14 protein-coding genes are annotated in these 12,206 nt (G+C 44.2%); 7 read left to right on the top strand and 7 right to left on the bottom strand.

Annotated features, from left to right (window positions below; genetic code table 11):
• Nucleotides 1-127: 127 nt before the first annotated feature.
• Nucleotides 128-607 (top strand): peptide-methionine (S)-S-oxide reductase MsrA, encoded by a 480-nt coding sequence (gene msrA / locus M0413_RS07500; protein WP_037418505.1) that lies wholly within the window; start codon nt 128-130, stop codon nt 605-607.
• Nucleotides 608-728: 121 nt separating this feature from the next.
• On the opposite strand, the gene pgm is transcribed toward msrA, so the two are convergent.
• Together pgm and seqA are read right to left on the bottom strand one after the other, a co-directional pair.
• Entirely contained in the window at nt 729-2,381 is a 1,653-nt protein-coding gene (gene pgm / locus M0413_RS07495) for a phosphoglucomutase (alpha-D-glucose-1,6-bisphosphate-dependent) (RefSeq protein WP_249553666.1), read from the bottom strand.
• Between the two features lie 71 nt (nt 2,382-2,452).
• The gene (seqA, locus tag M0413_RS07490; RefSeq protein ID WP_249553664.1) at nt 2,453-3,004 is read right to left on the bottom strand and encodes a replication initiation negative regulator SeqA; all 552 of its coding nucleotides are present in this window, start codon (nt 3,002-3,004) and stop codon (nt 2,453-2,455) included.
• A gap of 293 nt (nt 3,005-3,297) precedes the next feature.
• On the opposite strand from seqA, the gene M0413_RS07485 reads away from it, so the two are divergent.
• The 6 genes from M0413_RS07485 (at nt 3,298) to efp (ending at nt 7,146) form a co-directional block, all read left to right on the top strand.
• Entirely contained in the window at nt 3,298-4,074 is a 777-nt protein-coding gene (locus M0413_RS07485; RefSeq protein WP_203433619.1) for an alpha/beta fold hydrolase, read from the top strand.
• A 101-nt stretch (nt 4,075-4,175) separates the two neighbouring features.
• Complete coding sequence (locus tag M0413_RS07480) at nt 4,176-4,397, top strand: DUF2788 domain-containing protein (RefSeq protein WP_011072324.1); 222 nt, start codon at nt 4,176-4,178, stop codon at nt 4,395-4,397.
• 11 nt (nt 4,398-4,408) lie between these two features.
• The gene (gene ybfE, locus M0413_RS07475) at nt 4,409-4,681 is read left to right on the top strand and encodes a LexA regulated protein (protein WP_011072323.1); all 273 of its coding nucleotides are present in this window, start codon (nt 4,409-4,411) and stop codon (nt 4,679-4,681) included.
• A 55-nt stretch (nt 4,682-4,736) separates the two neighbouring features.
• A complete protein-coding gene (gene fldA, locus M0413_RS07470; RefSeq protein WP_023265275.1) occupies nt 4,737-5,264 on the top strand; it encodes a flavodoxin FldA in 528 nt (175 codons plus the stop codon).
• Nucleotides 5,265-5,356: 92 nt separating this feature from the next.
• Nucleotides 5,357-6,541, top strand: a complete 1,185-nt coding sequence (gene earP / locus M0413_RS07465) for an elongation factor P maturation arginine rhamnosyltransferase EarP (RefSeq protein ID WP_099458024.1) — start codon at nt 5,357-5,359, stop codon at nt 6,539-6,541.
• Nucleotides 6,542-6,585: 44 nt separating this feature from the next.
• Nucleotides 6,586-7,146 (top strand): elongation factor P, encoded by a 561-nt coding sequence (efp, locus tag M0413_RS07460; protein WP_037418480.1) that lies wholly within the window; start codon nt 6,586-6,588, stop codon nt 7,144-7,146.
• Between the two features lie 44 nt (nt 7,147-7,190).
• Here the strand turns inward: efp and M0413_RS07455 are convergent, their stop codons facing one another.
• Genes M0413_RS07455 through M0413_RS07435 form a run of 5 tightly spaced genes read right to left on the bottom strand, consistent with a single transcriptional unit; the run spans nt 7,191 to nt 12,201 of the window.
• Nucleotides 7,191-8,258, bottom strand: coding sequence for a protein-glutamate methylesterase/protein-glutamine glutaminase (locus tag M0413_RS07455; RefSeq protein WP_088585556.1), 1,068 nt, complete (start codon nt 8,256-8,258; stop codon nt 7,191-7,193).
• A gap of 19 nt (nt 8,259-8,277) precedes the next feature.
• Nucleotides 8,278-8,886, bottom strand: coding sequence for a chemotaxis protein CheD (locus M0413_RS07450; protein ID WP_249553663.1), 609 nt, complete (start codon nt 8,884-8,886; stop codon nt 8,278-8,280).
• A gap of 1 nt (nt 8,887) precedes the next feature.
• Nucleotides 8,888-9,715: a CheR family methyltransferase gene (locus M0413_RS07445; RefSeq protein ID WP_081990907.1), complete on the bottom strand. Its 828-nt coding sequence runs from the start codon at nt 9,713-9,715 to the stop codon at nt 8,888-8,890.
• Complete coding sequence (locus M0413_RS07440) at nt 9,712-10,248, bottom strand: chemotaxis protein CheW (protein WP_037429777.1); 537 nt, start codon at nt 10,246-10,248, stop codon at nt 9,712-9,714. The genes M0413_RS07445 and M0413_RS07440 overlap by 4 nt, the downstream gene beginning before the upstream one ends.
• 12 nt (nt 10,249-10,260) lie before the next feature.
• A complete protein-coding gene (locus tag M0413_RS07435; RefSeq protein WP_249553661.1) occupies nt 10,261-12,201 on the bottom strand; it encodes a methyl-accepting chemotaxis protein in 1,941 nt (646 codons plus the stop codon).
• Between the last annotated feature and the right edge of the window lie 5 nt (nt 12,202-12,206).

Below are 12,206 nucleotides of genomic sequence, written 5' to 3'. Positions count from 1 at the left end.
TTCGTGGCAAAACAACAGCATCTTAGCCGCATTTGGTCGACATAGGATTAATTTTGTCGACACACTTGCTTTTAGGGATGAGTTTTATCACAATTCTTAGCCATCTAGACTTCTATCAGGATTTATCATGGCGTTAGCAACTTTCGGTGCCGGCTGTTTTTGGGGCGTGGAGTATTTCTTTAGACAAGTCAACGGCGTAACCAACGCGACCTGCGGCTATATGGGTGGCAATAACGAAGCGACCACCTATGAGGAAGTCAAAAAAGGTAAGACAGGCCATGCCGAAGTCGTACAAGTAGAATTTGACCCTGCGATTGTCAGCTACGACGAGTTACTGGATGTGTTTTGGAAAAACCACAACCCGACCACGCTCAATATGCAGGGCGGCGATATTGGTACTCAATACCGCAGTACCATTTTCTTCCATGATCGTGAGCAAAAAGCGGCGGCAGAAGCCTCAAAACTGGCCTTTGCCCGTTCAGGTCGTTGGGGATTGCGTCATATCGTCACTGAGATTGTGCCGTTACAGCAATTCCATGTGGCAGAGGAATATCATCAAAACTATATCGATAAGAATAACTTACCGAGTTGCCATATCGAGTACTAGGCTTAGCGATTCAGCTCAAACCTGAATAATTTGACCTTACAATCGCTGCAAATAAAAACGCACTCATAGGATTTCGATGAGTGCGTTTTTTTATCGGTAAAAAGAATGCGTAAACGCTAAATCAGGCGCTGAGGGCCTTATCGATCAGGGCTTGTGCGTCCTTAATGATATCGGCAAGATGTTGCTCACTGATAAAGCTCTCACCGTAAATCTTGAATAACGCCTCAGTGCCCGATGGCCGCGCAGCAAACCAACCATTGGCCGTGGTCACTTTAATGCCACCAATTGAAGCATTATTGCCAGGTGCATGGGTCAATACGGCCTCAATGTTCTCACCCGCCAGCATAGTGGCATTTAAGGTCTCCGCATTGAGTTTTGCAAATTTTGCTTTGTTCTCAAGGCTAATTGGGCTGTCGATACGCTTATAAAAGCTTTGACCGAACTGTGCCACTAATTCTTGATGGCGTTGCCCCGGCGTCTTGCCAGTAACCGCAAGCATTTCGGCCGCAAGCAGCACTAAAATAAAACCGTCCTTGTCAGTACACCAAGTCGTGCCATCACGGCGCAGGAACGCGGCGCCCGCACTCTCCTCACCGCCAAAGGCAATGGTTGCCTCGGCTAATCCATCGACAAACCACTTAAAGCCAACGGGGACCTCAAGCAATTTTTTGCCATGGAAGGCACAGATTTTATCGATAAGCGCGCTCGATACCAATGTCTTACCAATGGCTAAGCTATCGCTCCACTCTGGTCTGTGGGTTAGCAGATAATCAATCGCTACTGCTAAATAGTGGTTGGGGTCCATCAGCCCGGTGCCCGGACACACGATGCCGTGTCTATCGTAGTCAGGATCGTTACCCACACATAAATCGAAGGATTCTTTATGGGCCAGTAAACCTGCCATCGCATAGGGAGAAGAGCAATCCATGCGGATCTTGCCGTCCTTATCCAATGACATAAAGCTGAAGCTTGGATCGACCTTATCGTTAACTAAAGTGATATCAATGCCATAGTGCTTGGCAATCGGTGCCCAATAATGAATACCGGAGCCGCCTAATGGATCGACACCCAGCTTAAGTTTAGCCTTAGCAATGGCATGCATATCGACGACATTGTCTAAATCCGTCACATAGGGCGTGATTAAATCAATGGCATGCACATAACCCGAAGCCAATGCATCTGCATAAGCGAGCTTATTAACGCCCTTGAGTGCAGCGCGCAGGTAATCATTAGCGCGGGACTCAATCCACGCAGTGATATTACCTTCAGCAGGGCCACCATGGGGTGGATTGTATTTAATCCCACCATCCTGCGGTGGATTGTGGGATGGCGTAATAATCAAACCATCGCTTAACGCGGCACCACTCAATGCCGCCTCGCGATTTGCACAAATAATCGCATGTGACACCACTGGCGTTGGCGTAAAACCATCATGTTGCTGGATATGCACAGTCACCTTATTGGCCGCTAACACTTCAATCGCCGACACGTAAGCCGCATAAGATAAAGCGTGGGTATCAATACCTAAAAAGAGTGGCCCTTCGATATTCACCGATTGGCGATAATCGACAACGGCTTGGGTAATCGCCCAAATATGGTCTTGGTTAAAACTTGCTTGAAACGCAGTTCCACGGTGCCCAGAAGTCCCAAACGTCACACGTTGCTCGGCAGCATCCACATTAGGTTTGATGCTGTAATAATGGCTCATCAGCTTTGGAATATTCACCAGATCCGTCTGACTCGCGGTTTGTCCTGCCCGTTGATGTATTGCCACCTGATCCTCTCCTACTGGAAAATCGGTTAATTAAATGGAAACGCCGCATCATTGCGGCGTCGATAAAGGCGTTATACGCGTTCGGCAATGCCGTTGGCGATTTCGGCATCGCAACCAAATTGCACTAAGGCTTCGACTAAAATCGCTCGTTTTTTGGCGGTGTTATTGTTGGTCGTCACCCAAAATCCGGTATTACCGATTTCCTTCGGGTTGGCGGTAGCACTCGCCTTGAGTAATTCTTCCCGAGAGCGCGCAAAATAGAGTCGATCGCGACCTTGGATCTGTAAAATTTGCGAGAATTGCGCTTGGCTCTGTTGATATAAACTCTCGAGCAAGAATAAGAAGCGCCCCACGGCGCCTTTTTGCTGCGCTAACTTATGCTCATCCACCAATTGATTGAAATCGGTCGCAGAGACTAAGGTTTCGACCTGAGGCGCAATCTGCGGCTCAGGCGTCGCCGCCTCTAAACTCGGTTGGCTAATGGCCTGTGGCTGCGTTTGTTCAACCGCATCGACGGACAGGCCGAGTAATCGACGGAGAATGTCAGAGGCGCTCTCACCAATACGTTCCGTTTTGCTGGCAATATGACGATAGAGCTCTTCATCCACTTCGATGTATTTCATAACCTTATTATCCTTTGTTATTCGATAGGCTTAACCGAAAAAGTGCACCACAGGCGATCCTCGCAAAGGATCTGTGCGATCGTTGCCCCAGTGTATCTATCTCTATCAATCTGATAAAGCATCATTAATCTAAAAATGCGTGAAATCGCACATCAAATTAGCACAAGCGCGTTAATCGCTGAAAAAGCCAGCAAGTTCGGGGGGATAATCCAAAAACAATGATGAAACTTGTCAAACTTAACGTATTAGGGGCACAATTCGCGCAACGTTAAGCACCACTGCGCAGGCATTTCATGAATTTTGTATCCTCAGGTCAAGGAGAGGCTGTCCTCCTTATCCATGGACTCTTTGGTAATTTAGATAATCTTAAAAGCTTAGGCCAAGTGCTCGAAGCCAATCATCAAGTCATCCGCGTTGATGTGCCAAATCACGGCTTAAGTGAACATTGGCAACAAATGGATTACCCTAGCTTAGCCAAGGCCATGGTGGATTTACTCGATGAACTCGAGCTTGAGCGTGTCCATATCGTAGGCCATTCCATGGGCGGAAAAATTGCCATGGCGACCGCACTCGCATACCCAAATAGTATCATCAGCTTAGTTGCGGCCGATATTGCGCCCGTCGCCTATCAACCTCGGCATGATGCCGTGTTTGCCGCGCTTGAAAGTTTACCCCTTGAAGGCCACACAGACCGCCGCTTCGCTTTAGCACATTTACAAGCTGGCGGAATAGATGAAGCAACAGCACAATTTTTACTGAAAAACCTCCAACGAACTGACACTGGGTTTCGTTGGAAATTGAATCTCAATGGCTTAAAAAGCTGTTATCCCAATATCATCGGCTGGCATAATCCACCTGGTAAATCCCAATTAGTGTTTGCTGGTCCGAGTCTTTTTCTCCGTGGTGGCGATTCAAACTATGTCACCGCGGAGCACCGAGACGAGATTGTGCACCAATTTCCACAAGTCCAAGCAAAAACATTAGCAGGCTGTGGCCATTGGTTACATGCGCAAAAACCTACTATTTTTAACCGGATTGTGTCTGAATTTATTGACAAACACACGGTGTAAATGACAACGATTCTCGACCTAAATCATATAGCCGACACCTTGTTGATGTGATATATTCGCGCCTCTTTTAGCCTTAGAACACTCTAGAGGACTAAGAAAGTATGTTATCTCAGTACATGGAACAAATTGAGACCCTCGGCTTGAACCTGTTTTTTGCCGCGATATTTTTCTTTATCGGCATGGCCATCCACGATGTGCTAAAACAAGGTAACGTACCGAAATTTGGTCGATTTATTGTTTGGTTAGTGTTATTTCTCGGCTGCGCCGGGTTTATTGCAAAAGGTATTATCCAGATGTCTTGGGAAGGTTCAGGCATCGGTTAAACAATAAGAACATGGCAAAAGAAGCAACAGATAGAACGACCATTGACCTTTTTGCCAATGAAAAGCGACGGGGACGCCCACGTAGCAATCCTTTGTCCCGTAGCCAGCAACTTAAGGTCAATAAGCGCAACCAGATCCAGCGGGATAAAGCCAAAGGATTAAAGCGAATAGAGTTAAAGGTGTCACAAGATTTATATGACGCCTTGAATGAGCGGGCATTGGCCAGTAACATCAGCCGAAGCCAGTTAATCGAATTAATTCTTCAGCAAAAAATAGAATGCTGAGCAATCGATAGCAGCAAGATTAACGTATAAGTGAACTAGACATAAAGGATAGACAATGGCAACTGTAGGTCTTTTTTTCGGTAGCGACACAGGCAACACCGAAGCTGTCGCCAAGATGATCCAGAAGAAATTGGGTAAGAAAATGGTTGAGGTGAAAGATATCGCCAAAAGTACCAAAGAACAGATCGCAGAATACGACCTGCTGCTGTTCGGTATCCCAACCTGGTATTATGGTGAAGCACAGTGTGACTGGGATGACTTTTTTCCTGAGTTAGAACAGATTGATTTTACAGACAAACTGGTTGCTATTTTCGGTTGTGGTGATCAAGAAGACTACGCGGAATATTTCCTCGATGCCATGGGCATGATTGGCGATATTGTTCAAGCCCGTGGTGGTATTATCATTGGACATTGGCCTACTGCAGGTTACAACTTCGAAGCTTCTAAAGGCTTAGTGGATGACGATCACTTCATCGGTTTAGGGATTGACGAAGACCGTCAACCAGAGCTGACCGAAGAGCGTGTTGACGCTTGGGTTAAGCAAATCTACGAAGAAATGTGTTTAGCAGAACTCGAAGACTAAGCCTAGTTTCATCGAGTGAGCTCTGTAAAAAAAGTGGCCCAATGCCGCTTTTTTTACATTTGTTATCCACGTAAATGAAAGCGATATTTCCAATGGTAGCTCCCCAACATCCCCACTGGGATATCTTCTGCACTGTCGTCGATAACTACGGTGATATTGGCGTTACTTGGCGTTTAGCCAAACAGTTAGTCAATGAATATCAGATCCCAATTAAGCTTTGGGTCGATGACTTAAACAGTTTTTCGCATATTTTACCGACCCTTGACCCTAACCTCACTTGCCAGATTTTTCATGGCGTGACTATCCTTCATTGGACTACGCCCTTACCTTTGGTATATGAGCCAGGCGAAGTGTTAATTGAAGCCTTCGCCTGCGAACTACCCGATGTAGTGAAGCAACAACTTGCTGAACTGCATATTAAAACACCAAAATCTGTGCCTTTATGGCTTAATTTAGAGTATTTAAGCGCAGAAGATTGGGTCGATGGCTGCCATGGTTTACCCTCGATGCAGGCAAGCGGCATTAGAAAGTATTTCTTTTTCCCGGGCTTTACACCTAAGACGGGTGGACTGATTTGTGAGCGAGAGCTATTTGCCGAGCGCGATGCATGGCAACAGGATAGTGCCAATAAGCTGCAATTATTTGACCGTCTTGGTCTTAAGGATATTAAAGCGCAAGATACTGTCTATAGCGTCTTTAGTTATGAAACCGAGTCGCTCCCAGCCTTATGTGAACTCTGGCAAGCCACGGCCAAACGCGATGCAAAAATTCACGCCCTTATCCCCAAAGGCCGCAGCTTAAACAGTTTGCAGCACATATTGCCCTGCCCTATAGAGGAATTAATACCTGGGCAGCAAATTAAACTGGGGGATTTAACCCTGCATATCTTGCCGATGACCGATCAACAGGGATTTGACCGCCTACTATGGAGCTGCGACGTTAATATTGTCCGCGGTGAAGATAGCTTCTTACGGGCCCAATGGGCGGCAAAACCTTTTATTTGGCATATTTATCCGCAAGAAGATGATTATCATCTAATAAAATTAGAAGCTTTTATTCGACTTTACTGCGATAATCTGCCCCCTGATATTGCTGACACTTGGTCTAAATTGAACGTTGCATTTAACCAAGGAGAGCAATCCGCCGTGAAAACTCACTGGCAAAACCTAAATCCAGTCTGTTTGCCACTCTTACAACATGCTAAAGAATGGCCAATTGATGCAATAAATGCTGCAGATCTTGCAACTCGGCTAGTCCAATTTGTGAAAAAAAGCTAAGATGCTGCGCTGATATAGAAAATCGACATATAGGAAATTGTGTAATGAAAACTGCTCATGAAATCCGTCCTGGTAACGTGATCATGTTTGAAGGCAGCCCATGGGTTGTACAGAAAACAGAAACAACTCGTTCTGGCCGTAACGCTGCCATCGTTAAGTTAAAGCTGAAAAACTTACTGCTTAACTCTGGTACTGAAACCACTTTTAAAGGTGAAGATAAGTTAGACGATATTATCCTAGATCGTCTGGATTGTACTTATTCTTACTTTGCTGATCCTATGTATGTATTCATGGATGCAGAATACAACCAATACGACGTAGAAGCTGAAAACTTAGGTGATGCAGCAGCTTACATCGTTGACGGTATGGAAGAAACTTGCCAAGTGACTTTCTACGAAGGCAAAGCAATTTCTGTTGAAATGCCAACCACTATCGTACGTGAAGTTATCTACACTGAGCCATCAGCTCGTGGCGATACTTCAGGTAAAGTAATGAAGCCAGCGACAATCACTGGTGGCGGCACTATCAGCGTGGCTGACTTTGTGAAAGTTGGCGACAAGATTGAAATCGATACCCGTACTGGCGAATTTAAAAAGCGCGTATAACCGCCTTTTTTCGTCAGAGAAAGCCAGTGTCCGCACTGGCTTTTTTATTCTTTGGTAAACGCAATAATTTCCTCAGCAATATTGCTTAAAGCAACCTGCCGACTGACTGCGCCGAGCTTAACAGCCTCTTTTGGCATACCATAAACCACACAACTGGCTTCATCCTGTGCCAATGTTGTGGCTCCAGCATGATGCATATCTAGCAAACCCCGAGCACCATCGTCCCCCATACCAGTCATAATTATGCCTAGGGCATTTTTACCCGCAGCATTAGCGACTGAACGAAACAACACATCAACCGAGGGGCGATGCCGACTGACCAACGGTCCGTCCTTAAGCTGAACACGATATTGAGCACCACTACGTTGTAGCAGCATGTGCTTGCCACCGTTAGCAATGAGCACAAGACCCGGCATCACTCTATCGTTATCTTCGGCTTCTTTTACTTCCATTTCACATAAACTATTTAACCTACTAGCAAAGGCCGCCGTAAAATGCTCTGGCATATGTTGGACAACAACAATACCGGCACTTGTACGTGGCAATGCCGTTAACACGCACTCAAGTGCATGGGTTCCACCCGTTGAAGTTCCGAGTGCAACAACCCGATCCGTGGTTTGGTGTAGCGCATGGTTTGTTGATGTTAACACTACATCGGCGTTATGTTTCGCGGCGACAGGCATTTTTGTAGGGGTATTAACACGCAATTTTGATACTGATGCTTTAGCTGCAGCACGCACGGACTGGAGTAAACGGGCTTGTGATTCCTCCAAAAATCCCTTCAATCCTAATTTAGGTTTAGTAATGATATCAACCGCTCCCGCGGCAAGTGCAGCAATAGTCACTGAAGCACCTTGCTCAGTGAGTGTTGAGCAAATCACGACAGGGGTTGGCCTTTCAGCCATCACTTTTTTTAAGAAAGTAATGCCATCCATTCTTGGCATTTCAATATCAAGAATAATGACATCGGGCCATTGCTGTTCAAATAATTTAAGCGCAAACAACGGATCCCGAGCACAGCCTAATAAAGTAATATCAGGCTGGTTAGCTAACATGCTGCTGAGCACTTGTCTGACAACTGCTGAGTCATCGACTATGGCGACATTAATCACAAGGCCCCCTTAAGTCTCGTTAATCCGACCAAATCACCACCGAGTTATTAGAGGTACGCATATCTTCACTCGCTTGATTAAAATATCGGTATTCTTCATCCTGAAGTGACGTAATTTCTTCATATTTATTCTCGATTAAACTGCGATACACCGAATAATCCGACGGATCGAAATAAATTATTCGACCAGAATGGCCGCCAAGATCTTCACTAATAACAGGGATTCGTTCACGTTGTAGAAACTGTCTAACAAAATCAATATTCATCCCGCCAATATCATAGTGGTTAAGGATATTGTCAGCACACAAAGATAAAACATTCGCGCCTCCAAATATTTTACTCTGCAAATATTGCCGCTGTGCTCCTAACTTTAGCATGGCATTGATTAAGATCTCCATGGCATGAACACCATAGTAACCTGCGCGAGAATCAAGAAAATGTGTAAGCTTGCGCCGATCAGCAGCCAATAAAAAGTGATTCATTCCAATGACCTGAGCCTTGGGATCAAATAAACATACTGCCACACATGAGCCCAATAATGTCTTTATGACTTCGTTTTTCGCCGTCACATAATGCTCACCAGGGCCAATCATGATTACTGTTCTTTGATTTAAGGCTATCTTTTCCACATCAAATCCTTTGATAGATAGAAGGTTTAATCTGCTTTAACCCATGTTTTACGTGCATCAAGGATTCGGTATGTGAAATAAACAAATAACCACCGACTTTCAACTGCTTTATTACATGGTTTATGACCCTTTGCTTAGACTCAGCATCAAAATAAATCATTACATTACGAATAAAGATTAAGTCGCACATCCCGACACTTTCACAGGATTGAGTCAGATTCATCGCAAAAAAGCTAACTTTACTCTTTAAGCTTTGGTCAATTAAAAATGTACCGTTTTGCTTACCCACCCCCTTTAAGCAATACTTCTGTAATCTCTCAAAGCCGATGGCGTCATTACGTTCAAGGGGATAATGTGCCATTTCAGCCTTCGCTAGCACCCGCTGGCTAATATCAGACCCCTGCACTTGCCAGTGACCATCAATCCCTAAATGATCCGCCAACAGCATGGCTAAGCTGTAAGCCTCCTCTCCAGATGAACAAGCTGCTGACCATACCTGCCAGCTTTTTTTTTGTGGATGTGTTTTTATTAGGTTTTTAACAAATTCAAAATGCTCTATTTCACGAAAAAAGAATGTTTCATTGGTCGTCAAAGCATCAATAAAATGATGATATTCAATATGTTCAGAGTGTTTTTTGACGAACTCAAAGTAATCTCCATAATTTTCATAACCAGTTTCTTTTAGGCGTCGACATAATCGACTAGCCACCAATGATTTTTTAATGTCGCTCAAGAATATACCGGCCTCCTCATACAAAAATTGCCGGATATGCTCAAATTCCCTTTGCGTTAAGGCGGTATGTTCAAGCGGCAACGGTGAAGACTTCATAGTGCTTCATCAGTGGCATCAGCTGCATGAAAATTGAGTTGGCTAATTGCACTAATGTCGGCCACCGACAGCACATAATTGATATCAAGTAATATCATAAAATGTTCGCCAACTCGCCCCATTGCGCGAATGAAGTCAACTCTGAGATCGGCACCAAAATCCGGTGGCGGCTGTGTATGTTCATCATCAATTTCAAGGATTTCATTCACTTCATCCACTAACATCCCAATGGTTTGCTGCTCATCTTCGTGACTGACTTCTACCAATACAATACAACTTTTTTTTGAGATGACCGTTGTCAGACGCCCTAGCCTTTTGGACAAATCAATAACAGGAACGACCTTACCTCGTAAATTAATAATACCGCACAAAAATTCTGGCATCATAGGCACCCGCGTAATGCCTTCAATTTCAATGATCTCTTTTACATCTAAAATACCAATTGCAAAGGTATCATTCCCTGACTGAAAGGTAAGATATTGGGTAATATCTCCCACTGAATTGGCCTTCATCTCATTCACTAATTGATTCATGATAGGCCCCTATCAGAATCGTTCGAAATCGGTACGTTCAACATGTTGCTTAGCTTTGGCTGTCTTACGCCCAGAAGCCGCCATTACTGTTGATTTACCTTGATGAGATCTTTCACTACTGATGGCAAGTTTAAAAAACTCTACTGCGTCAAGTAGTTGATTAGCCTGACCGTTTAACTCCTCTGATGTCGCGGCTAACTCTTCTGACGCAGATGCATTCTGCTGTGTGGCTTTATCAAGCTGTAACATAGAGTCATTAATCTGGCTGATCCCAATGGCTTGTTCCTCAGAGGAGGAACTAATTTCCTGAACCAAATCAGATGTTTTTTGAATATTAGGCACAATATTAGCGATCAAGCGGCCAGCATTTTCAGCAATACCAACACTTTCACTGGCTAGTTTATTAATTTCTTGTGCAGTTAAGCTGCTGTTTTCAGCTAATTTTCTAACCTCGGAGGCGACAACGGTAAAGCCTTTACCATGTTCACCAGCACGGGCCGCCTCAATGGCCGCATTGAGACTTAATAGATTAGTTTTATATGCAATGTCTTCTATTAGGCTAATTTTCGCCGCAATCTGTTTCATTGCGGCAACGGTTTGTTCTACCGCTATTCCACCTTGTCGTGCTTCTTCAGCGGCTACCGTTGCCATATTATTGGTAACCCTAGCATTTTCGGAGTTCTGCTGGACAGATGCATTTAACTCTTCAACGGCACTGGTCGTCTCTTCGACACTAGCAGCCTGCTCTGTTGCTCCTTGGCTTAGACTTTGTGCGGTACTACTGACCTGTGAAGAAGCACTAGACAAATTATCTGCACCACTTCGAACCTGAGCAATCACAGAAGTAAGGCTATCAATCATATCAATCATCGCCTTATAAACCCCCGTCGCATTTTCACGCTGTTTTAGCTCTACCGTTAAGTCTCCGTTAGCGATTGCGCGCGCAATCGTTTCCATATCACGAGGTTCTCCGCCCAACGGTTTTTTAATTAACTTCACTAAAAACCATGCCAAGAAAATGCCGATCAAAATAGCGGCGATAGATACACTAATAACAGTGGTAAGGGTCTGCTCATTCTGTGCTTTAACAATAGGACCAAGGGCATCTTGCCTTTTTTGGATGGTTAATTTGATATCTTCAGTTTGGCGCGCAACATCAGCACCGATACGGTCGAGTTGATTTTGCACAATATCGTTTCTTTCGCTAATAGTGCTATAAACTGACTTTAACGAAGACGCATAATTGTCAATGCTGCTGGTAAATTGTAATAATTTTGATTGTGCATCTAGATCTATTGCCACAGTTTTTAAGGCAGAAAGACGCTCTCCCTTAGCTAAATCAATAGCCATCAGCGCCTGCTGTAAATCGGCATCTAAATTTGTTTCAAGGAATTTAGATGCTGCTAAACGAGCAGTCAATATCGATTCGAGCACAGAACCTGCTCGATAAGCAACATCAATCTGACCTTTATTATAGGATTGATGCATAGTGTCAGAAATCAGTTTTACAACTTCAGTTCCTTTAGGAACCAACACGTTGGTAACTTCATCATTGCGAGATTTAATCAATTTTACTACAGATTCAAAGTAATTATTGTAATCAACAATATCTTTGCGAATATCTGAAAGTTGTTGACTCAATTCAGGCTCGCTAATCTCCGTCATGGCTTTTTGAATGATGTCATTAAGAATAACATTACGTTCATTGAATACTTTATAAGCTGACTCGTTCTTCTGAAAGATATAGTCATAAGCCTGCATTTGAATTGTAAGCATATTAGCTTGGATGCGACCAGCCATATTAGAGTCGCGCGCCAACGAGCGGTAATCATTAAAACCGTTAATGGCTTTCGTTAGTCCAAAATAGGCGGCTAATGAAATCACGATCAATAGTAATAACACCAATGCATAACCACCAGAAATCTGCATGCTGAGCGTCAGTTTTTTAAACATAGTCA

This window comes from Shewanella sp. 8A, assembly GCF_023475945.1.
Lineage (GTDB): Bacteria > Pseudomonadota > Gammaproteobacteria > Enterobacterales > Shewanellaceae > Shewanella > Shewanella xiamenensis.
Note: the sequence above shows the minus strand (reverse complement) of the source record. Positions and strands in the feature narration are given on the sequence as shown.

Coding starts and splice junctions, on each gene's coding strand:
- msrA (WP_037418505.1), top strand. CDS start 128: ATGGCGTTAGCAACTTTCGGTGCCGGCTGTTTTTGGGGCGTGGAGTAT.
- M0413_RS07435 (WP_249553661.1), bottom strand. CDS start 12,201: ATGTTTAAAAAACTGACGCTCAGCATGCAGATTTCTGGTGGTTATGCA.
- seqA (WP_249553664.1), bottom strand. CDS start 3,004: ATGAAATACATCGAAGTGGATGAAGAGCTCTATCGTCATATTGCCAGC.
- M0413_RS07445 (WP_081990907.1), bottom strand. CDS start 9,715: ATGAAGTCTTCACCGTTGCCGCTTGAACATACCGCCTTAACGCAAAGG.
- fldA (WP_023265275.1), top strand. CDS start 4,737: ATGGCAACTGTAGGTCTTTTTTTCGGTAGCGACACAGGCAACACCGAA.
- M0413_RS07480 (WP_011072324.1), top strand. CDS start 4,176: ATGTTATCTCAGTACATGGAACAAATTGAGACCCTCGGCTTGAACCTG.
- ybfE (WP_011072323.1), top strand. CDS start 4,409: ATGGCAAAAGAAGCAACAGATAGAACGACCATTGACCTTTTTGCCAAT.
- M0413_RS07485 (WP_203433619.1), top strand. CDS start 3,298: ATGAATTTTGTATCCTCAGGTCAAGGAGAGGCTGTCCTCCTTATCCAT.
- earP (WP_099458024.1), top strand. CDS start 5,357: ATGGTAGCTCCCCAACATCCCCACTGGGATATCTTCTGCACTGTCGTC.
- M0413_RS07440 (WP_037429777.1), bottom strand. CDS start 10,248: ATGAATCAATTAGTGAATGAGATGAAGGCCAATTCAGTGGGAGATATT.
- efp (WP_037418480.1), top strand. CDS start 6,586: ATGAAAACTGCTCATGAAATCCGTCCTGGTAACGTGATCATGTTTGAA.